The sequence below is a fragment of the Ammonifex thiophilus genome (genome assembly GCF_003368535.1).
GTDB classification, from domain to species: domain Bacteria; phylum Bacillota; class Desulfotomaculia; order Desulfotomaculales; family Ammonificaceae; genus Ammonifex; species Ammonifex thiophilus.
The window spans coordinates 1-20,087 of record NZ_QSLN01000010.1; the positions used below are offsets into that span (position 1 = coordinate 1).

Annotated in this window: 24 protein-coding genes; 3 read left to right on the plus strand and 21 right to left on the minus strand. The window is 60.2% G+C overall.

Annotation, left to right across the window (positions count from 1 at the left end; translation table 11 throughout):
* Positions 1-132: 132 nt before the first annotated feature.
* From hemW to DXX99_RS07355, 4 genes are all read right to left on the minus strand, one after another.
* Positions 133-1,269, minus strand: a complete 1,137-nt coding sequence (hemW, locus tag DXX99_RS07340) for a radical SAM family heme chaperone HemW (RefSeq protein WP_115792854.1) — start codon at positions 1,267-1,269, stop codon at positions 133-135.
* Positions 1,269-3,068 (minus strand): translation elongation factor 4, encoded by a 1,800-nt coding sequence (lepA, locus tag DXX99_RS07345; RefSeq protein WP_115792855.1) that lies wholly within the window; start codon positions 3,066-3,068, stop codon positions 1,269-1,271. Before lepA ends, hemW begins: the two co-directional genes overlap by 1 nt.
* Positions 3,069-3,111: 43 nt before the next feature.
* The gene (gene spoIIP / locus DXX99_RS07350; protein WP_165847767.1) at positions 3,112-3,996 is read right to left on the minus strand and encodes a stage II sporulation protein P; all 885 of its coding nucleotides are present in this window, start codon (positions 3,994-3,996) and stop codon (positions 3,112-3,114) included.
* A 343-nt stretch (positions 3,997-4,339) separates the two neighbouring features.
* Positions 4,340-4,687: a phage holin family protein gene (locus DXX99_RS07355; protein ID WP_115792857.1), complete on the minus strand. Its 348-nt coding sequence runs from the start codon at positions 4,685-4,687 to the stop codon at positions 4,340-4,342.
* 169 nt (positions 4,688-4,856) lie between these two features.
* Here DXX99_RS07355 and DXX99_RS07360 point away from each other — a divergent pair, with 169 nt between their 5' ends.
* From DXX99_RS07360 to DXX99_RS07370, 3 genes are all read left to right on the plus strand, one after another.
* Entirely contained in the window at positions 4,857-5,075 is a 219-nt protein-coding gene (locus DXX99_RS07360) for an alpha/beta-type small acid-soluble spore protein (protein ID WP_015738625.1), read from the plus strand.
* A gap of 101 nt (positions 5,076-5,176) precedes the next feature.
* The gene (spoVB, locus tag DXX99_RS07365; protein WP_115792858.1) at positions 5,177-6,715 is read left to right on the plus strand and encodes a stage V sporulation protein B; all 1,539 of its coding nucleotides are present in this window, start codon (positions 5,177-5,179) and stop codon (positions 6,713-6,715) included.
* 36 nt (positions 6,716-6,751) lie between these two features.
* Positions 6,752-6,979, plus strand: a complete 228-nt coding sequence (locus DXX99_RS07370) for an alpha/beta-type small acid-soluble spore protein (protein WP_115792859.1) — start codon at positions 6,752-6,754, stop codon at positions 6,977-6,979.
* Positions 6,980-7,018: 39 nt separating this feature from the next.
* Here DXX99_RS07370 and surE read toward each other — a convergent pair whose 3' ends face one another.
* The 17 genes from surE to pyrH are packed head-to-tail and all read right to left on the minus strand — an operon-like array spanning position 7,019 to position 20,085.
* Positions 7,019-7,786 carry a 5'/3'-nucleotidase SurE gene (gene surE, locus DXX99_RS07375; RefSeq protein ID WP_115792860.1) on the minus strand — a complete coding sequence of 256 codons (768 nt, stop codon included), beginning with the start codon at positions 7,784-7,786 and terminating at the stop codon, positions 7,019-7,021.
* Positions 7,787-7,801: 15 nt separating this feature from the next.
* On the minus strand, positions 7,802-7,981 hold the full coding sequence (locus DXX99_RS07380; RefSeq protein WP_115792861.1) for a YpmA family protein: 180 nt from the start codon (positions 7,979-7,981) through the stop codon (positions 7,802-7,804).
* Between the two features lie 17 nt (positions 7,982-7,998).
* Positions 7,999-8,574: a GTP cyclohydrolase I FolE gene (gene folE / locus DXX99_RS07385; RefSeq protein WP_115792862.1), complete on the minus strand. Its 576-nt coding sequence runs from the start codon at positions 8,572-8,574 to the stop codon at positions 7,999-8,001.
* 15 nt (positions 8,575-8,589) lie between these two features.
* On the minus strand, positions 8,590-9,345 hold the full coding sequence (locus tag DXX99_RS07390) for a 7-carboxy-7-deazaguanine synthase QueE (RefSeq protein WP_115792863.1): 756 nt from the start codon (positions 9,343-9,345) through the stop codon (positions 8,590-8,592).
* Positions 9,321-9,884: a DUF366 family protein gene (locus DXX99_RS07395; RefSeq protein ID WP_115792864.1), complete on the minus strand. Its 564-nt coding sequence runs from the start codon at positions 9,882-9,884 to the stop codon at positions 9,321-9,323. The genes DXX99_RS07390 and DXX99_RS07395 overlap by 25 nt, the downstream gene beginning before the upstream one ends.
* A gap of 9 nt (positions 9,885-9,893) precedes the next feature.
* Positions 9,894-10,550 (minus strand): 7-cyano-7-deazaguanine synthase QueC, encoded by a 657-nt coding sequence (gene queC, locus DXX99_RS07400; protein ID WP_115792865.1) that lies wholly within the window; start codon positions 10,548-10,550, stop codon positions 9,894-9,896.
* Complete coding sequence (gene queD / locus DXX99_RS07405) at positions 10,547-10,921, minus strand: 6-carboxytetrahydropterin synthase QueD (RefSeq protein ID WP_115792866.1); 375 nt, start codon at positions 10,919-10,921, stop codon at positions 10,547-10,549. The genes queC and queD overlap by 4 nt, the downstream gene beginning before the upstream one ends.
* A complete protein-coding gene (locus tag DXX99_RS07410; protein ID WP_115792916.1) occupies positions 10,909-12,627 on the minus strand; it encodes a proline--tRNA ligase in 1,719 nt (572 codons plus the stop codon). Before DXX99_RS07410 ends, queD begins: the two co-directional genes overlap by 13 nt.
* A gap of 19 nt (positions 12,628-12,646) precedes the next feature.
* On the minus strand, positions 12,647-13,711 hold the full coding sequence (gene ispG, locus DXX99_RS07415) for a flavodoxin-dependent (E)-4-hydroxy-3-methylbut-2-enyl-diphosphate synthase (protein ID WP_115792867.1): 1,065 nt from the start codon (positions 13,709-13,711) through the stop codon (positions 12,647-12,649).
* On the minus strand, positions 13,708-14,751 hold the full coding sequence (gene rseP, locus DXX99_RS07420; protein ID WP_115792868.1) for an RIP metalloprotease RseP: 1,044 nt from the start codon (positions 14,749-14,751) through the stop codon (positions 13,708-13,710). The genes ispG and rseP overlap by 4 nt, the downstream gene beginning before the upstream one ends.
* Positions 14,742-15,896, minus strand: coding sequence for a 1-deoxy-D-xylulose-5-phosphate reductoisomerase (locus tag DXX99_RS07425; RefSeq protein WP_115792869.1), 1,155 nt, complete (start codon positions 15,894-15,896; stop codon positions 14,742-14,744). The genes rseP and DXX99_RS07425 overlap by 10 nt, the downstream gene beginning before the upstream one ends.
* A gap of 24 nt (positions 15,897-15,920) precedes the next feature.
* The gene (gene ytvI / locus DXX99_RS07430) at positions 15,921-16,976 is read right to left on the minus strand and encodes a sporulation integral membrane protein YtvI (RefSeq protein WP_165847768.1); all 1,056 of its coding nucleotides are present in this window, start codon (positions 16,974-16,976) and stop codon (positions 15,921-15,923) included.
* Positions 16,977-16,980: 4 nt separating this feature from the next.
* Positions 16,981-17,763, minus strand: a complete 783-nt coding sequence (locus DXX99_RS07435; RefSeq protein ID WP_115792871.1) for a phosphatidate cytidylyltransferase — start codon at positions 17,761-17,763, stop codon at positions 16,981-16,983.
* Positions 17,764-17,779: 16 nt separating this feature from the next.
* Positions 17,780-18,574 carry an isoprenyl transferase gene (locus DXX99_RS07440; protein WP_115792872.1) on the minus strand — a complete coding sequence of 265 codons (795 nt, stop codon included), beginning with the start codon at positions 18,572-18,574 and terminating at the stop codon, positions 17,780-17,782.
* On the minus strand, positions 18,574-18,798 hold the full coding sequence (locus DXX99_RS07445) for a hypothetical protein (RefSeq protein ID WP_115792873.1): 225 nt from the start codon (positions 18,796-18,798) through the stop codon (positions 18,574-18,576). The genes DXX99_RS07440 and DXX99_RS07445 overlap by 1 nt, the downstream gene beginning before the upstream one ends.
* A gap of 1 nt (position 18,799) precedes the next feature.
* On the minus strand, positions 18,800-19,354 hold the full coding sequence (frr, locus tag DXX99_RS07450; RefSeq protein WP_115792874.1) for a ribosome recycling factor: 555 nt from the start codon (positions 19,352-19,354) through the stop codon (positions 18,800-18,802).
* On the minus strand, positions 19,318-20,085 hold the full coding sequence (pyrH, locus tag DXX99_RS07455) for a UMP kinase (protein ID WP_115792875.1): 768 nt from the start codon (positions 20,083-20,085) through the stop codon (positions 19,318-19,320). The genes frr and pyrH overlap by 37 nt, the downstream gene beginning before the upstream one ends.
* Between the last annotated feature and the right edge of the window lie 2 nt (positions 20,086-20,087).

Here is a 20,087-nt window from a genome sequence, read left to right on the forward strand (position 1 = left end):
ATGTCTGAAATAGGTTGATTGTGCATGAGACCTCGCTCCTCCTTTCAGTCCATGAAAATTGTCCGCGAGGGGCGAGGTCTCCTCCTTCATGAGTCTCCTCCGTCACCTACTGAAATTGTACGCCCTCGAACTTCACACGAAGGCCGCAAAAACCTGGTTAGCCACCGGCAAGGCCGTAGGGGTGAGGCGAACCCATCCCCCGTCATATTCCAGCAACCCCTGCTTCACGAGCCTCTCCAGGACCGGCCCATAGGCCTCCTCCAGAGTGGAGCCGAAACGAGCGGCAAACCAGGAGCGATGCACCCCCCGGCGCAGACGTAGACCCAGAAACATGGCCTCGGCCATGGCTTCCCTCCGGCCGACCTCCAGCACCTCCACCACCGGCCTCCTCCCCTCCTCCAACAGGCGGAGGTAGGTGGCGAGGTCGGAGGCATTGGCCCAGCGCTTCCCTTCTAAGAAACTGTGCGCCGCCGGTCCCAGGCCCAGGTAAGGGGAAAGACGCCAGTAGCCCAGGTTGTGCCGGCACTCCTTCCCCGGCAGGGCAAAGTTAGAAATTTCGTAGTGCCGGTACCCCCGCTCCTCCAGGAAATCTATGGTCTCCAGGTACATCTCCCGCACCGTCTCCTCTTCACAGGGAGAAAGCTCACCTCTAGCCACTCTTTCCCCGAGAGGGGTATGCTCCTCCAGTTCCAAGGCGTAAGCCGAGAGGTGCGTGGGTTCAAGAGCCACAGCCGCCCGCAAAGTCGCCCGCCACTCCGCCAGCGTCTGGCCCGGCAGGCCGTAAATGAGATCCAGATTAAGGTTTTCCAGGCCGGCGCGGCGGCAGGCCTTCACGCTTTCCACCACTTCGGCAAAAGTATGCCCGCGCCCCAGAAGCCTTAAGTGTTCAGGCTTGAACGCCTGCATCCCTATGCTTAAACGGTTCACTCCCCATGCCACCAAGCTACTGACCAGCTCCGGGGTGAGGGTCTCCGGGTTGGCCTCCACCGTTACTTCCGCCCGGGGAAGAATAGAAAAACTCCGGTGTATAATGTTAAAAATTTCCTCCAGGAGCTTAGGCGGCAGGCAGGTGGGGGTTCCTCCCCCCAGATAGAGGGTAGAAACCTTCAGCCGGTAGCCGTAAACCTCCCGCCATAAAAGCACCTCTCTCTTAAGACCGCTTAAATACTCGAGCGCCGCCTCTTCCCGGTAGGGGTAGGAAACGAAGTCGCAGTAAGAGCACTTGCGGCGGCAGAAAGGCACATGCAGATAAATTCCGGCCACACTCATCACTCGTCTACCCGCAACACGGCCAAGAAGGCTTCTTGCGGTATTTCCACCGTCCCCACTTGCTTGAGCCGCTTCTTCCCCTCCTTTTGCTTCTCTAGAAGCTTCTTTTTCCGGGTGACGTCTCCCCCGTAGCACTTGGCCAGCACGTCCTTGCGTAAAGGCTTTATGGTCTCGCGGGCGATCACCCGCCCCCCTATGGCCGCCTGGATAGCGATCTCAAACAGGTGCCGAGGGATGAGCTCCTTCAGTTTCTGCACCAGCTGGCGCCCCCGGTAGTAAGCCCGGTCCCGGTGCACGATGGTAGAAAGCGCGTCTACCATCTCCCCCGCCACCAGGATGTCCAGGCGCACCAGATCCCCTTCACGGTAGCCGATAAACTCGTAGTCCAGGGAGGCGTACCCCCGCGTCACCGACTTCAGCCGGTCGAAGAAGTCATACATCATCTCCGCCAGGGGAAGTTCATAGGTGAGGATGACCCTTTCCTGACTGGGGTACTCCATGTTCTTGAAGATGCCGCGCCGCTCGCTACAGAGTTCCATGACCGCTCCCACGTACTCTTTGGGCAGCATAATGGTGGCCCGCACATAAGGCTCCTCTATGGCTTCGATCTCCCCCGCCGGCGGAATACGAGCTGGGTTATCCACCTCCAGCACTCGGCCGTTGCGGCAGCGCACGCGGTAGACCACGTTGGGCGCCGTGGTCACCAACTCCAGGCCGAACTCCCTCTCCAGACGCTCCTGCACCACTTCCATGTGCAGAAGCCCTAAGAAGCCGCAGCGAAAGCCGAAGCCGAGAGCTGCAGAAGTTTCCGGTTCGCAATGAAGAGCTGCGTCATTGAGCTTGAGCTTCTCCAAGGCCTCGCGCAGCCGCTCGAAATCCCCCGACTGCACCGGGTAAAGCCCGCAGAAGACCATGGGCTTGACAGGGCGGTAGCCGGGGAGGGGGGTGGCTGCCGGCCTCCCCGCCTCGGTTATGGTGTCCCCAACGCGGCAGTCCCTCACATTTTTTATCTGAGCGGCTACAAAGCCCACTTCACCCGTCTCCAGGGAGGCCACCGGTTCGGGCTCGGGGCGGAAGACCCCCACCTCGGTAACTTCGAACTCCTTCCCGGTCGACATCATGCGGATGCGCATCCCTGGCGTCAGGCGGCCGTCCACTACGCGGACATAGGCCACTACTCCTTTGTAAGGGTCGTAGTGGGAGTCGAAGACCAGAGCCCTGAGTGGGCCTCCATCCTCCCCTTTGGGAGGAGGAATGTCCCGCACCACACGCTCCAGCACTTCTTCAATCCCTATCCCCAATTTGGCCGAAACCAAAAGGGCCTCCTCACCCGGCAGCCCTAGTACCCGTTCCAGCTCCTCCTTTACCCGGTCCGGGTCGGCGGCGGGAAGATCAATCTTGTTGATGACTGGAATCAACACCAGATCGTATTCCAGCGCCTGGTAGGCGTTGGCCAAAGTCTGAGCCTCTATTCCTTGACTGGCGTCTATAACTAACAAAGCCCCCTCGCAGGCCGCCAGGCTGCGGGAGACCTCGTAGGAAAAGTCCACATGACCAGGAGTATCGATGAGGTTGAGCTGATACTCCCGCCCGTCACGGGCCCGGTAGGTGAGCCGCACCGCCTTGGCCTTGATGGTAATGCCCCGTTCGCGCTCGATATCCATCCGGTCGAGCAGCTGCTCCCGCATCTCCCGGGGCGAGATGGCACCGGTGAACTCCAAAAGCCGGTCGGCCAAAGTGGACTTACCGTGGTCGATATGGGCGATTATACAGAAGTTACGGATGAGTTCCCTCGGCACAGCGCTCCTTCCCCCTCGCCCTTAGATTATATCCCAGCGGGCTTCAGGGAGAAAGCTCTTCCGCTAAGGCTGCCGCCAGTACCTCCGCCCAAAGGACTGCTGCCCGCTCCGCCTCCTCCAAAGTGTTGTCCACTCCGCCTATCTCAAAAAGCAGCGCCCGGGGATGCAGATGCTGGTTATATCTCCCCCCTTTCACCCTTACCCCGCGGCACAACCCGGGATACATGGCGTCGGCCTTGGCGGCTACGCGCCGGGCAAAAGCCAGGTTCTGCTCCCAAGTGGGAAAGGGTTGCCGCTCGCCTGAGCCCACCACGATGAGCACGTGGGCCACTGCCTGTCCCTTTATTTCCAGCACCCGGGCATTTTGGGGCTGACGCGAATCCCGGTGGATATCGAAAACGGCCACCGCCTCAGGGTGAGCGACCAGGAGTTCCTTCACCGTCTTCTCCGACTCTAGGTAAGAAGTGGCATAGCAGGTGTCGTGAATCTTATCGCTACGCAGCACCCTGAACCCCCGCTGCTCGAGCTCCTGGGCCAGTACTGCCGCCACCTTGACCACGCCTCCTCTTCCTCCCTCCACCCGTGCCACCCCTTCGGTGGGGGCGTAGGCCTCCCCCGTGTGCGTGTTGTAGATTATGATCAGGGGCCGCGGCCGACCGTCTTCTTTTTTTGGGGGCGGGGAGGGCGCAGGAGCAGCTACCGCTAAAACCGTTTCCTCCCCCAGCGGCAGAACCAAGCGCAGCCAGTTTTTTCTCTCCCAAACCAAGTGAAGAGACGGGCTAAGCCCCGGCTCCCTGACATAGGGCAGGCAAGAGACCAGGCACTGCCGGTAAGTAAGCCAGCCCTTCTGTACTGCCAGGAAGAAACCGGCCAAGGGGAGACCGAACAAGCAGGTGAGAACCAGAAGGTAAAGCCCTTTTCTAAACAAAGTAAATCCCCCTCCCGGGTAAATCTTTATGCCACCCGAAGGGGGACAAGACCGTGACTTCCTCCCTACACCTTAAGGTGTAGGGCTTCCTTTACGGCACGTTCCCCTTTGCAGGTACTGATGCCGGGTTACACCGGTTACCTGACGGCCCTTTTGAACCCGTTATCGGAGGGGACCGGCACTACCGTCCCGACTCCGTCAGGTACCGCTTAAGCGGCCCTTGACGATACCTGCGTTTTTGCTTTCATTCTACCCACAAAACCCGGCCGCCGTGATCGATCCACCCGCCTTTATGGAGGCAGGTTGTCTTTGCTTACGGTTTTATAAGCCTCCTTTTTAAAAGCTAGCGCAGCAGAGTGGGCACGAAGGCGTCGATGAGACCGATGATGAAGGCAGCAATCAGCGCCCCGATTATGCTGACGCTCAGAAGCCCAGGAATGATGAACTGGGCCAGGTAGATGACCACCGCCGCCGTGATGAAGCCCACCAGGCCGCGGCTGTGAGGCGATATCCGGTCGCCCAGCAGGGTTTCTGCCAGGTAACCGAGCAGGGCAATAACTCCCGCGGCGATGAGCGCCCCCAGAAAGCCCCCTCGAACCACGAAGCCGGGCGAGAGCCAGCTAACGATGAGGAGCACGATGGCCGAAACTATAAAGCGGACGATGGCACCCAGCCAGTTTTGGCGCTCCACCCTTGCTCACCTCCTCCTTCCGGACTCCTCTTTAGCTTTCCTCTGAAAGAGCCTGCTTTATTCCTCCTGCAGCAGTTTTTTGCCAAATTTTAAACGAAGAATAGCCAAGACGCCTTGGAGACATATTAGTATCAGGCCACCATTTAAAACTTTCGAGAGGGGTGAGTTGGTGGGGCGCCGGAGGAAAAAGGCCCTGGTCCCGGAAGCCCAACCCGCTCTCGAACGGTTCAAGTACGAGGTGGCTGAAGACCTAGGACTCGCCGACAAGATCGCCCGAGAGGGCTGGGGAGAAATGACCAGCCGGGAATGCGGTCTGGTCGGCGGCAACATGGTAAAGCGCATGATTGAGTACGCCGAGGAAAAGCTCTCGCGCCCGACCGAGCGCTAAGTCCCTTTCCAAAGGGTGGGCGGCTGACGCCCACCCTTTAATTCTCTCTGGGGAGACGGGCATACACATAAGGTAAAAAAGAAGCTTGGCGGAGGAACCGGATGGCCCGTCAATCCCTACTGGCCGGCACCGCCGTTTTGACTTTTGCCAGCCTACTCAACCGGCTTTTGGGCTTCATCTACCAGATATTCCTCATAAGGATCTTGCAGGCCGAAGGAATCGGCCTTTTTTCCATGGTTTTCCCCCTTTATGTCATGGCCCTAGTTCTCGGCTCTGCCGGCATACCGGCCGCCGTGGCCAAGCTGGTGGCCGAGGCCCAAGCCCAGGGAAACCCGGGACGGATAGCCCGCATCTTTCGCCTGGCCCTGCTCCTCACCGCCGTTTCCAGTCTGCTCGTCACCGCTGCCGCCTTTGCCCTGGCTCCCCTCATGGCCCAGCGGATACTAACCAACCCCCAGGCCTATCTCCCCTTCGTTTGCTTACTGCCCAGCATCCCCATAGTCTCTTTATGCTCGGTTTTCAGGGGCCTTTATCAAGGCTGGCAGGACATGTCTCCTACCGCTTCAAGCCAGATCATCGAGCAGGTGGTACGCGTCTTTTCCGGCCTGGCCCTGGCCTTCTGCCTGGCCCCTTCGGGGGTAGCAGCCGCTTCCTGCGGCGCCTCGCTGGGGGTGGTGGCCGGGGAAACGGCGGGTTTCCTTTTCCTGCTTTTTCTTTTCCGCCGCCAGCTCCCGCTGGTCAGTTCCGGGAAGGACGGCCTATGGAAGGAATTTTTTCCCTTAATAAGCTTTGCCCTCCCCGTCACCTTCACCCGGCTCTCCTCCACGCTTTTCCTCTCTTTGGAGGCTCTGCTTATTCCCCACCGCCTGGTGGCCGGCGGCCACTCGATAAGCGAAGCCACCGCCCTTTACGGTCAGTTTGCTGGGGTAGCGGAAACGCTTCTTTACACTCCCAGCATCGTAACGGTATCGCTGGCCACCGCCCTCGTGCCTGCGGTGGCCGAAGCCGCCGCCAGCCGGGATCCCTACCTCTTACGTTCGCGCATCTATAACGCCTTGAGGCTCACCCTCATCGTAGGCCTCCCCAGCGCCGCCACCCTTTACCTGCTGGCTACCCCGCTTTGCCAGCAGATCTTCGGCTATCCGGAGGCCGGCGTTCCCCTGCGCCTCCTGGCGCTGGGAGCTCCCTTCCTCTACCTCCAACAGACGACCACCAGCATCCTCCAGGGGCTGGGATACCCATTCTTACCCTTCCGCAATCTAGTCCTGGCCTCTAGCGCGAAAATCGCCCTTCTTTTCTGGCTGACCGCCCTTCCTCCCCTGGGGATCAAGGGGGCGGCTTTAGCCTTTGCCGCCGGCTACTTCTTCATGGCTGTCCTTAACCTCTTCGACCTTTTGCGCTTGAGCAGCTTCCTTCCGCCGTCTAAGGAGGTTCTTCGACCGCTGGCGGCCACTCTGGCCGCTTCCGTCTGCTTTCTCTACCTAAGCCGAGAGGAAGAAAGCCTTATTCTCTCTTTGGGGAAGCTCGCTTGGCTCCTTTTTTTATTCTTCCTCCTCTTCCGGGTCTTCAGCCGGGAAGACTGGTCGCGCCTGCAAGCCATAGCCGGCAGAATTCTCCGCGGTAGCCGGCTTCGCCGCTAGCGCAAAATAAGAATAGTCCGAAGGGGGTGAAAAGTTATGGCCCGTTTCTTCGTGAGAAAGCGGATTTTCCCGCAGGAAGTGCGCGACTTCTTCAAAACAGAAGTCGCCCGCGAGTTGGGTCTGGAAGAGCAAATTCAGGACGGATACTGGGGAGAGGTTAAGGCCAAAGATTGTGGCCGGGTGGGAGGTAAGATAGGCGGGAGCATGGTGCGCGCCATGATCCGGCGGGCCGAGGAGGCTCTGGCCCGTGGAGAGAAGGTCTGAAAATGGGGGCAGGTCCTCTTAAGAGGACCTGCCCGGTGTTTAAGAAGAAAAGATGTCGTTGAAACGCCATTTTTTAAGCTCTTCTAGGAAGCTATAATTGGTAAGGTCGATCTGGACCGGCGTTACGGAAATGTAGCCTTCCCGCACCGCCCAAACATCGGTTTCGGGATCGTTGCCGTCCAGCTCCAGGGGTTCCCCCGCCATCCAGTAGTAGGCCCTGCCCCGCGGATCGGTGCGGCAGTCCACTACGTTGACGTAGCGCACGCTCCCCAGCTTGGTCACCTTGACCCCGCGCGGTGCCCCATCGGGCACGTTGACGTTGAGCAGAGTTCCTGGGGGCAGCCGGTGCTTTCGCAGCTCCTCCAGCAGAACCAGGACAAAGCGGGCAGCCCAGGTGTAGTCCGGCTCCCGCCGCGTGGCCAAAGATACGGCCACCGAAGGAATGCCGTTAATCACTCCCTCTATGGCCGCCGAGACGGTGCCGGAGTAAAGCACATCGGTACCCAGGTTGGGCCCGTAGTTTATGCCCGAGACCAAGAAATCCGGACGCTCGGGCAAAAGTACCTCCAGGCCCAGCTTGACACAGTCGGCCGGGGTACCGTCCACCACCCAGCCCTTAAGCCTGGGGCTGCGGAAGCCCGCCTCCCTTACCCGCAGGGGGCGGTGGACGGTGATGGCGTGGCTGGCCGCGCTACGCTCGCGGTCTGGAGCCACCACGTAAAGGGTTGCCACGGGCTCCAGCATCTTGCGCAAAACCCCCAGGCCCTCGGCAAAAATACCGTCATCGTTGGTGAGAAGTATCCGCACTCCGCTCCCCCTCGTCTAAGTTTCGTAGATGGAGATTATCATCTCGCCCTTCTGACTGTCTTTGGTAAGGCCGAAGAGTATCCGTTTATGCTTCAGGGTCTTGTTAAGAAAATCGACCACGCGGTAAAGCTCGTCGCAGGCTTTAAAGGAGCGAGTAGCTATAAGTACCAGTTTAGAGCCTTCCTCGGTTTTCATGCCGGCCGCACCCCCTTTCAAGGCCTGAAATCGCGACCCCGGATCAAGGCCAGGGCTTCGGCGCGCGTAGCCGCATTTTGCTGAAAGATCCCCCTTACCGCCGAGGTAACCGTCTTAGCCCCCGGCTTCTTCACCCCCCGCATGGTCATGCACATATGTTCGGCCTCGATGACCACCAGTACCCCGCGGGGGTTTAACTTCTCCATGATGGTATCGGCTATTTGGGTGGTCAACCTCTCCTGCAGCTGCGGCCGCCGGGCAAACCCGTCGACCACTCGGGCCAGCTTGCTAAGACCGGTTACCACCCCAGCCCGCGGTATGTAGGCCACGTGCGCCACCCCAAAAAAGGGAAGCAGGTGGTGCTCGCAGACAGAGTAGACGGGGATATCCCGCACCAAGACCATTTCTTCGTGGTTTTCGGTGAAGTACTTCTCCAAGTGAACCGCCGGGTCCTCGCGTAAACCGGCGAAGATTTCGGCGTACATCCGGGCTACCCTTTCGGGCGTGTCGCGCAAGCCCTCACGCTCCGGATCCTCCCCTATGGCCTCCAAAAGCAGGCGCACCGCCTGTTTGATTTTCTCTTGGTCGAACATCGCGCTCCTCCTGACCTAAAGCCAGCCGCAAATTTTGTGCACCTGCGGGATGAGGCGCACATCCGAGGTTTTCCTCAGGGCCCACTCCTGCATCTCCAGAAGCCTCATCCCTGAGGGGCGAGAATTGGGGTCTCTGGTGGTTACCGGTTGCAATACGAGCACGGCCCTGGCCTTCTCGGCCAATTCCCCCGCTCGCTCCACTTCCTCTTTCGAGGTCTGCCGGCTGACTACCGCCTTGAGTATGACTTCCTTTCCTTCGAGCCTGGCCAGAAACTCTTCGTGCTCACTCCAGTAGGACCTAAGCCCGGTGCTACTTGGAAGTTTGAGATCCATAGCCACTATGTCCACCAGATCCACCACTTCCTCCAAAGCGTGAGGCAAGGTGCCGTTGGTCTCCAGGTAGATCCGGCAGCCGACCTGGCGCAAGGCCGGCAGGAGCTCGCGCAAGAAAGTCGGATAAAGTAGAGGCTCGCCCCCCGTCAAGGCCACGGCTCCGTGCCTCAACTGCCGCAGCAGGTTAACCACCAGCAGGACCACTTCTTCCGGAGTAAGGGGATTAGGGAGATGAAAAAAGCGCTGCCTTCCCGCCACCAGCTCCACCCGGCAGGTGGCAGGCGTATCCCGGGGAGTGTCACAGTAGCGGCAGGCGAGGTTGCAACCGGCGAAGCGCACGAAAAGGTGCCGCGTCCCCACGTAGGGACCTTCTCCCTGGACGGAGGAGAAGATCTCCCGCAAAGGGGCTAGGGCTACGGCACTCCCCTCACCTTGCACCGCGCCAGGAACACCCCCTTCGTCTCCCCGGCGTAGGCCTCCATGATGGCCTCGGCCAACTCTCGGATCTCTTCCTCCCGGAGGCCCAACTCTAAGAGGCCCACCGCCTTCACCGGCACCCCCTCGGCCCGGACGTTAAGCCCTAAGTGGATCATAACCGAGACAGGGGTCACAGTGGCCACCGACACCGAAAGCTTCCGGTCTTCCGCGAAAAGGTCGTCCCCCCGCCGTTCAAGAGGCCTGACCCCTTTCCTCTCCAGCATCTCTTTGGCAATCACCACCAGCAGGCGCTGCCGAAGAACTCCTTTTTCCAGATCCTGCTCGAAGTGCTCGACCAGAAAGTGGAGCATATCCGGGCTATAGATGACAGAAGAAGCCAGGTAGTCGGCTACGTCCACTAGAGCCTCCCTTTCCACCCGACAGGGGCCGCGAAAGGCCACTATACTGTCCCCCTGCAGGCCCAGATAACGAAAGGCCCAGAGGGAAGAAAGCTGGCTACCGTCATAGGTAAGGGTCTCGCGCAGGTAGAGGGTGCGCATCGCTTCTCCTCACTCCCCTTCGACTTCCCGCAAGGCGCGGAAATAGCGCAGGCAACTGGGGCACCGGCCGCACATCTCTTCTCCCGCCCGGTAGCAGCTCCAGATAAAGGAGAAGGGTAACCCTAGGCGCTTACCCAGCCGGACGATGGCCCTTTTGTCCAGGCGCTGGGTGTAGCTTATCACCCGCACCTTTCCCCGCGTAGAGTAGCGCAGGACTTCGTTCACGGCGTTTACAAAGGGAGGGCTGTTGTCGGGAAAGCTCTGAGCCTCCTCCGCATTAAAGCCGGCTACCACAGCCTCTGCTCCCAGGCTTTCTGCAAAAGCCGCTCCTACGCTCAAAAAAAGCGCGTTCCGGTTAGGAACCCATACCGAACGGGCCAGTTGGTCGGCTAAAACCTCGTCGTCCAGCTCCCTCGTTTCGGGTTCCGGCATCCCCTCCCCCGAGGCCATGGCCGGGGGCAAAAGTTCCTGCAAGAAGGAAAGGGGCAGTACCCGGTGGGGTACACCGTAATGACGAGCGAGCTTGGACGCTGCCTCGATCTCTCTTCTGGCCGCCGCCTGGCCGTAGTCGAAGGTAAGGGAAAGAACTACCTCTCCATCCTCCACCGCACAGGCTAAGCAGACGGCCGAGTCCAGACCCCCCGAGAGGAGGACTACGCTTCTCAAGGAGTATACACCACCCAGGCAGAAGGAGATTCCCCTACCCTTACCTCCTGCAAGGTTACGGCGGAATAGGAGGCCAGCCTGGCAGCCACCTCGTGATAAATGTACCGGGCCAGGTTCTCAGCCGTGGGAGGAAACTCTTTTCCAAAGGGAGGTAACTCGTTGAGGTACTGGTGATCCAGCTTGGCTAGTACCTCCCGCAGGATCTGCTTGAGCACAGCAAAATCCAGCAACATCCCGTCCGGCCCCAACTCCTCCCCTATCACCGTCACGGCGACCTCCCAGTTGTGCCCGTGCAGCCGGCTGCAGGGGGAAGGGTGGTCCGGCAACCGGTGGGCGGCGGAGAAAGAACCCTTAACCGTCAGCCGGTACAAAATTCCTTCCCCTCCAGGAAAGCCGTAACCTTCTCCAAGACCTCGCCCTTGCTCACGAGCCAGTTTTCCCCCGTGCGCCGGAGCTTGAGTTCTACCTTGCCCTCCGCCGCGTGCCTGCCCACCGTGATCCGCAGGGGATAGCCCACCAGGTCGGCGTCCTTGAACTTCACTCCTGGCCGCTCCTCGCGGTCGTCCAACAGCACCTCTATCCCCTTTTCTCGCAGGAGGTTGTAGATCTCCTCGGCCAGCTCCCGCTGGGGTGCTTCCTCGTAGTTGACGGGTAACACCAGCACCTGGAAGGGAGCCACCGCCACAGGCCAAATAATTCCCTCTTCGTCGTGGTGCTGCTCCACCACCGCCGCCATGGTGCGGGTTATTCCTATGCCATAACACCCCATGATGATGGGGCGCTTCTCCCCTCTCTCGTCCAAGTAGTAGGCGTTGAGAGCCCGGCTGTACTTGTCGCCCAACTGGAATATCTGCCCTACCTCTATGCCGCGCACGCTCAGCAAGGGCCGACCGCAGCGGGGGCAGGGATCCCCCTCACTCACCTGGCGGATGTCGGCCACGTCTTGCACGGGGAAGTCCCGGCCTGGCAGGACATTGATGTAGTGGGCATCCGGTCGGTTAGCCCCCACCGCTCCCGCCTTCACGTGGAGTACCTCCCGGTCTACCACTAAGGGCAGGGAGAGCCCTATGGGACCGGCAAAGCCGGGTGGCGCTCCCGTAGCTTCTTCCACCAGGTCTTCGCCGGCCAACTCGAGCTCCAGCACCCCTAGGTGGTTCTGCAACTTGACCTCGTTAACTTCCCGGTCACCCCGCACCAGAGCCGCCACCAGGCCTTTTTCTGTGCGGTAGATGAGGGTTTTGATTATCTGCTTGACGGGAAGCCCCAGGAAAGCGGCCACCTCCTCGGCCGAGCGCACTCCCGGTGTGACCACCAGCTCTATCGGCCCTTCTTCCCCGATTTCCTCCAGGGAAGATAGGCTCTCCGCCTTCTCCACGTTGGCCGCGTAGCCGCAGGTTGTGTCGGGGCAGTAGACCACCACCGCCTCCCCCGCTTCAGCCAAGGCCATGAACTCGTGGCTCACGCTCCCCCCTATGGCTCCCGTATCCGCCTCCACGGCCCGGAAGTTGAGCCCCACGCGGGTAAAAATCCGGGTATAAGCCTCGTACATCTTCCGGTAGCTCTCTTCCAGTCCGGCCCAGTCCCGATCGAAAGAGTAAAGGTCCTTCATTATGAACTCCCTCCCCCGCAAGAGCCCGAAGCGGGGACGCCGCTCATCCCGGTACTTGTTCCCTATCTGGTAGAGGAGCAGGGGGAGTTGCTTGTAGGAGCGAACCTCGGCAGCTACCAGAGCAGTTATCATCTCTTCGTGGGTGGGGCCGAGGCAGAAGTCGCGCCCGTGGCGATCCTTCAGGCGGAAAAGCTCAGGTCCGTACACTTCCCAGCGACCCGAGCGGTGCCAGAGCTCCGCTGGCTGAAGGATGGGCATCAAGATTTCCTGCCCGCCGGCTCGGTTCATTTCCTCGCGAACGATGTTCTCAATCTTGCTACATACGCGCTTTCCCAAAGGGAGCAGCGTATAGATACCGGCCGCCACCTTGCGGATGAAGCCCGCCCGCAGCAAAAGCCGGTGGCTGGCCACCTCCGCTTCGGCCGGCACTTCCCTTAAGGTCGGCACAAGCCAAGTGCTCAACCGCAAAGCTTGGTCCATCCCCCTTTCATTCTACTCCTTCTATGCCCATTTCTTTGATGGTTTCTAGGAGTTCCTCTACCAGTCGCTCGGCCGGCACCTTCTTCACCAAGCGGCCGTGTCGGAAAATAACCCCCCAGCCTCGCCCCCCGGCTAGGCCCACATCGGCCTCCCGCGCTTCCCCCGGCCCGTTGACCGCGCACCCCATTACCGCCACCTTTATGGGTGCCGTCACCCGGCGAAGCCGCCGGTCTACCTCGGTGGCTATGGCAAGCACGTCTATCTCGCAACGCCCGCAGGTGGGACAGGAAATGAGCTCTATCCCCCGCTTCCTGAGTCCCAAAACCTTGAGGATCTCCCAAGCAGCCCAGACCTCCAGACAAGGATCGCCGGTTAGGGAAACGCGGATGGTATCCCCTATCCCTTCTGCCAACAGGATTCCTATTCCCACGGCTGACTTTATGAGCCCCCGGTTCCCGGGACCCGCCTCGGTTATCCCCACGTGCAGAGGATAGTCCACCTTCTGACTCAAAAGCCGGTAGGCCTGGACCGTCAAGGGGACATCGGAGGCCTTGACGGAAACCTTTATCAAGCGAAAGTCCATCTCCTCCAGCAGGCGCACGTGGCGCAAGGCGCTTTCCACCAGAGCCTCCGCCGTCACTCCCCCGTACTTGGCGTAAAGGTCCTTTTCCAGCGAGCCGGCGTTTACCCCTATCCTTATGGGGACCCGGCGCTCCCGCGCCTTGTCCACCACCTTCTCAATCTTTGCTTTATCCCCTATGTTTCCTGGGTTTAGTCGTAACCCGTCGGCTCCGGCTCCCAGAGCCGCCAGGGCCAGGCGGTAATCGAAATGAACATCGGCGACCAGGGGGAGCGAAACTCGCGCCTTTATCTTCTCGAGGGCCCGGGCCGCTTCTAAATCCGGCACTGCCACCCGGACCACTTCGCAGCCGGCCTCCTCCAACGAGCGGATCTGGGCCACCGTGCGCTCGACGTCCTGAGTAGGGGTTTTGGTCATGGACTGAACCACCACCGGCGCCCCGCCGCCGATCTGGATCTTGCCCAAAAACACCGGACGAGTGGGCCGCCTCACTTCCCCATCCCTCCGGTCAGGTGCAACAGATCACGGTAGGTGATGACCACGATGAGGAAGAGGAGCAGGGCGAAACCCACCAGGTGAATCAGATTTTCCTTCTTGGGATCGAGGGGACGCCGGGTCACTCCTTCCCAGAAGAGGAAGAGGAAGCGAGCTCCGTCGAGGGCCGGTATGGGAAGGAGATTGAAAAAGCCCACGTTGATGCTCAAAAAGGCGGTGAACTGGAGCAGGGGAGAAAGCCCCATCTGGGCCACCTTGCCCGTCTCCACTGCTATGCGCACCGGACCGCCTATGTCGGCCGGGGCCTGGTGCAGGAGGAGATGCCCCAGGAAGAGGAGGATGAGCTTTATCATGTTGGCCGTCGCCACGATGCCCTGCTTCAAAGACCCCAGCAAACCCGGGCGCTCGTTCACCACCACCGGCACGATACCGATCTTATTCTTGCCTGTTTCGTCCGGCTGCGGGCTTACCACCAGGTCGGTAAGCTTACCGTCCCTTTCCACCGTGATGGTTCGCTCCTGGGAGGGACCGCGTCCAATGATCCTGGCTATCTCCTTCCAGGAGTTGACCGGTTGCCCGTCTATGGCCACAATGCGATCCCCGGGCTTGAACCCCGCCGCTGCCGCTGGGTAGTGGGGTAGGACCTCGGCGATGCGGGTGGTGGCTACCGGTATACCCTGCCAGAGAAAGACTATGGCCAGCAGGAGCACGGCCAGGAAAAAGTTCATGAAGGGTCCTGCCAGGATCACCAGCATACGGCTCCAGACCGGCTTGCGGGCGAAGCTGTAGGGAGCTTCCCGCTCTTTGTCCTCCGGGTCCATCCCCACCAGCCGGACATACCCGCCTAGGGGCACCAGGCGCAAGCTGTACTCGGTCTTGTGGCGCTTAAACCCTCCCAGCCGGGGACCGAAGCCCAAGCTGAACTCGTAAACACCTATCCCCACCAGGCGGGCGGCCAAAAAGTGCCCTGCCTCGTGGATAAAGATGATGAGCCCGAAAACAAAAATCACCGCTAGGGCAGTTAAGACTATTCCCACTGCTTTATCAGCGCCTCCGCTTCCTTACGCGCCCAGGCATCGGCCTCTTCGATGGCCTCCAAGGAGAGTTCCTTGACCACCTGGTGGCGCCTCATCACTTTTTCCACCACCGCTGGGATACCCAGGAAGGGAAGCCTTTCTTCTAGAAAAGCCGCCACCGCCACTTCGTTGGCAGCGTTGAGTACCGCCGGCATGGTTCCGCCGATCTTTCCCGCCTCTATAGCCAGACTGAGGCAGGGAAAACGCTCGCAATCGGGCTCGGCGAAGGTTAAGGTCCCCACCCGGGCCAAATCCAGGGGGAAAAGCTCGGTGGCCATCCTCTCGGGGTAACTAAGGGCATAGAGGATGGGCAAGCGCATATCGGTCACACTCATGGCTCCCAGCCAGGCTCCGTCGATGAACTCTACCAGGCCATGCACGATGCTCTGGGGGTGAATTAGTACCTTAATCTTATCATACTCCAAGCCGAAGAGCCAATGGGCCTCGATGACCTCCAATCCCTTGTTCATGAGGGTGGCCGAGTCCACCGTTATCTTGGGGCCCATGCGCCAGGTGGGGTGGCGTAGCGCCTCCGCCGGCCGAACCTTAGTCAGCTCTTCCAAGGAATATTCCCGGAAAGGCCCCCCAGAAGCCGTGAGGACTATCCTCTTCACCCCTTTCCTTCCTTCCAAGCACTGCCATATGGCAGCGTGCTCGCTGTCCACCGGTAGAATGAGCGTACCCCTCTTCTGGGCCTCCCGCACCACAATCTCCCCGGCTACCACCAAGGTTTCTTTGTTGGCCAGAGCTACTCTTTTACCAGCTCTTATGGCCGCCAGGGTGGGCTTCCAGCCTACCGCTCCTGTAACCGCCACCAGCACCGTATCCGCTCCCGGCCAGGAAGCCAGGTGCTCAAGCCCTTCCTCCCCCCAAAAGATGGACGGGCGGGACTCAGAGGGAAGCGACTCCGCCAGTAACCGCGCCTCCTCCGCGCTGGCCAGGGCCACCGCTTCGGGGCGAAAGGAGAGCACCTGCTCCCGCAAAAGCTTCCAGTTCCTCCCTGCTGCCAAACCCTTCACCCGGAAGCTTCCCGGGAAGAGTTGCACCACTTCCAGAGCCTGCCTGCCTATGGACCCGGTACTTCCTAAAATCACCAACTCGCGCACAAGATTTTACCCCCTCGCCAACTTTCAGTCGCGGGAAGCCTGCCAAGCTCGGTAGAGAGCCTGGATTACGATGACCGCGACGGGACCCAGCACCAGCCCCCCGGGGCCGATGAGCTTCAAGCCCGCGTACATGCCGAAGAGCACTGCCAAGGGATGAGCCCCCAAAGTGAAAGCCACCACCCTGGCCTCCAGCAACTGCCTCAAGACAAAGGTAGAGCCGTAAACTAGAGATAACTTGATGCCCAAGGGAACAGACCCGCTGAAGAAAGAGTAAGCGATCCAAGGTAAGAAAAGGGTGCTCGGCCCTAAAACGGGTAGGAGGTCTAGAAGACCGGTTAGGAGCCCCAAGGTCAGAGCGTACTTGACGCCGCTCAACCAGAGCCCCACGGTGGTCACCAGCGCTGTCAGGGAAACGAGGAAGAACTGGGCCTTGAGGTATCCCCAGAAGGCAGTGGAGGTGCGCCGCAAGAGATTTAAAGAGGTTTCCCCCCAGGGTTGGGGCCAGAGGCGTTGCCACCAGCTCTCCAGCAAGTAGCGGTCGCGCCCGATGAAGTAGGTGGCTAGGAAGCTCACGAAGACTATGAGGAAGAAACCGGGGATGGCGCCGAAGAAGGAAATGAGAGAGGTGGCCAGCGAGGCAGCCCACTTCTGGGCGCTGGCCGCCAAAGTGTTTAAGGCCATTTCTAGGTAGCGGGCCGCCTCCGGAGGAAGGGTCCCGTAGCGCTCCCGCAGCCAGTTAAACCACCGAAAAAGTTTGTCTTGCGCTTCCAGGGCGTAAGCTGGAATGCTGCCGGCCAAATCCCCTAACTCCACCGCCAGATAAACCCCCAGCAAGGTGAATACCAGCCCCAGGAACAAAAGGAAGAAAAGTATGGCGAGAAAGACGGCTACCCCCCGGGGCAGGCGGCGCTCCAGGGGCCGGACCAAAGGCTCGAGGAACAGGGCCAAAACCGCGCCGATGAGGAAGGGTAGAGAAACGGGGAGAAGGTAGCGCAAAAGCCAGAGGGTAGCTGCCACCAGGATGGCTCCCGCTACCACGCTGCTCGCCGCTAGCCACAGGCGCCGCCACCACTCGGGCAAGGCCCTACCCCCCCAAATGCCAGTAGGCGAAGTAATATACCAAGGGGGCGGAAAGGCACAAGCTGTCAAAGCGGTCGAGAACGCCACCGTGCCCCGGTATGAGGCTGCCGGCGTCCTTTTTATTGCTGGCCCGCTTCACGGCCGAAAGGACGAGATCGCCAAGCTGCGCCGCTCCCCCTACCCCCAAGCCTAAGAGAAAGAGGCTCAAAGGGGAAAGACCGAGCCAAGGGGCAAAGAGCAAAGAAAGGCCCCCGCTGGCCAGAAGCCCTCCCACCGACCCTTCCACCGTCTTGCCGGGACTGAGTTGCGCAACCAGGCGGCGCCTGCCCCAGAGGCGGCCGGTGAAGTAGGCCACCGTGTCGAAAGTCCAGGTGATTAACAAAAGAAAAAGGAGCCAGAACCAGCCGTTAGGCAAGGAGCGAAGAAAGAAAGGGAAAAGCAGTAAAGAAAGATAAGTGCAGGAGAAAAGGGTAGCTGCTGCCTCCCAAGGAGAGAAGCGAGGGAAAAGGAATACCAGGGCTAAGGCGGTGCATATGGCCGCGGGCAAGACGGCAAGTTCATAATTCGGTCTCCCCAGTTGGGCCGCCCAGATGAAGAAAATGGAGTTAATCCACGGCCAAAGCGGAGGTATTCTCAAAAGCAGCGCCATCTCCCGCAGGCCCAGCAGGTAAAGCAGGGTCAGGAAAAGAAAAAAAGGCCATCCACCCCACCACCCCAGAAGCAGGATGAGCGGAGCTCCCAGAACCGCGCTCAAGACGCGCAAGCTGAGTTCCCGCGGCAGAGGCATCTAACTCCTCCGTACCTCAACCCATTTTCAGGCCCCCGAAGCGCCGCTCCCGGCGCTGGTAGGCCACCAGGGCCTGCAGGAAATCCTCTCTGCTGAAGTCGGGCCAGAAGACCGGCGTTACATAAAGCTCCGTGTAGGCCAGCTGCCAGAGGAGAAAATTGCTGACTCGCATCTCCCCGGCAGGCCGGATGAGCAGGTCGGGATCGGGCAGCCCCGCCGTGTAAAGGTGGGCCGCCACCGTGTCCTCGTCGATTTCCTCCGGATCTAATTCCCCTGCACGAACCTTGCGAGCGATGGCACGTACCGCGTCCACTATTTCTCTGCGGGCACCGTAGTTGACCGCCAGATTGAGCAGGAGGCGCTCTCCCAGCGCCGTCTCCCTCTCCAGCCGCTCGGCCGCTGCTAGCACCGCCGGCGGTAGCTCCGAGCGGCACCCTATCACCTTCACCTTTACTCCTTTCTTTCGCAGCTCCTCGATCTCGCGGGTAGCATACTCTATGAAGAGGTTCATGAGAAAGTTTACCTCTTCCGGAGGGCGACGCCAGTTCTCGGTGGAAAAGGCGTAGGCCGAAAGGATAGGAATGCCCAACTCACCGCAAAGCTCCACTATTCGTCTCAAGGTCTCAATTCCCGCCCGGTGGCCGGCGGAGCGCGGAAGACCCCTCTGCGCGGCCCAGCGCCCGTTGCCGTCCATGATAACGGCCACATGCCGGGGCAGGGCCTCCGGCCGTATGAGAGCCAAAAGCTCTTTTTCATTCCGGGGCAGTTCTTCCAGATTCCCCCCTGACTGTCGCTTTACCGGATTGGGCATTAAGACTCGCTTTCCTCCTCGCAGAGGGGGCAGGGGCGGTGCGGCACGTAGACCACCGTCAACTCTGCCTGCTGGGGTCCTGTAACCTTTACCCGCACCACTCTAGCTTCCCCTCGGTCTTCCGCCCGGGGAGCCAGGGTAGAACGAACCGTAATCTGCCAGCCCTGCGCCTCCAGCCGCTCCTTTGCTTCCGCCAGCGGCCAGCCAAGCACTTCGGTCAACATTTTAAACTTCCATGATCTCCTTTTCCTTGGCCGCCAGGAGGTTATCCACTTCCTTAATATATTTCTCGGTGAGCTTCTGCACTTCTCCCTGGAGCCTCTTTATCTCGTCTTCTGAAACGTTTTCTTTTTTCTGCTTCTCCTTGAGTTCGTCGTTGGCCTCGCGGCGGATGTTGCGGATGGCTACCCGGGCCTCCTCCGCCCGCTTGCGCGCCACGCGTACCAACTCTTCTCTCCGCTCCTGAGTGAGCTGCGGCAAGACCAGACGGATTACCTGCCCATCGTTACTAGGGGTTAGCCCCAGGTCGGACTTGAGGATGGCCTTTTCGATTTCGTTAATGATCGATCGGTCCCAAGGCTGAATCACCAACAAACGGGGCTCCGGGGCGGTGATGGTGGCCAGCTGGTTTACCGGGGTGGGAACCCCGTAGTAGTCCACCATTACCTTCTCCAGTAGGGCAGGCGAGGCCCGCCCGGTCCTTATGGCTGCCAGGTCCTTTTTAAAATGCTCCACGGCCTTCTTCATGGAGAGTTCGGCACGCTCAAGGGTTTCCTGCACCCCTCTTCACCCCCTATGAAGGTCCCGACCTTCTCTCCCAGAAGGATCCTGCGGATGCCGCCCGCTTCCTGGACGTTGAAGACTATGACGGGCAGCTTGTTTTCCATGCAGAGGGAAGCCGCCGTGGCGTCCATAACCCCCAAGCCCAGGTTGAGCATTTCCATAAAGGTGAGGTACTCAAACTTGCGCGCCCGGGGGTTGCGGCGGGGATCGTCATCGTAAACGCCGTCCACACCCCGCTTGGCCATTAAAATGGCTTCCGCCTCGATCTCCGCCGCCCGCAGAGCTGCCGTGGTGTCGGTGGAAAAGTAGGGGCTGCCCGTTCCGGCGGCAAATATGACCACCCGCCCTTTCTCCAGGTGACGAATAGCGCGGCGTCGGATATAGGGCTCGGCCACTGCCCGCATTTCGATGGCCGTCTGTACCCGGGTTTCCACCCCTAGCTTTTCCAGGGCGTCCTGGAGAGCCAGGGCGTTGATAACTGTGGCCAGCATCCCCATGTAGTCGGCCGTGGCTCGGTCCATGCCCCGAGCGGCACCAGCCAAGCCCCGCCAGATGTTGCCTCCGCCTACCACTATGGCTATCTCCACGTTAAACTCCTGCTTCACCTGCTGGATTTCGCGCGCTACGAAGGAGACCACCGCCGGGTCGATCCCGTAACCCTGCTCTCCCGCCAGTGCCTCCCCGCTTACCTTTATTACTATCCGGCGGTATTTGGGCTTAGTTGCCATTC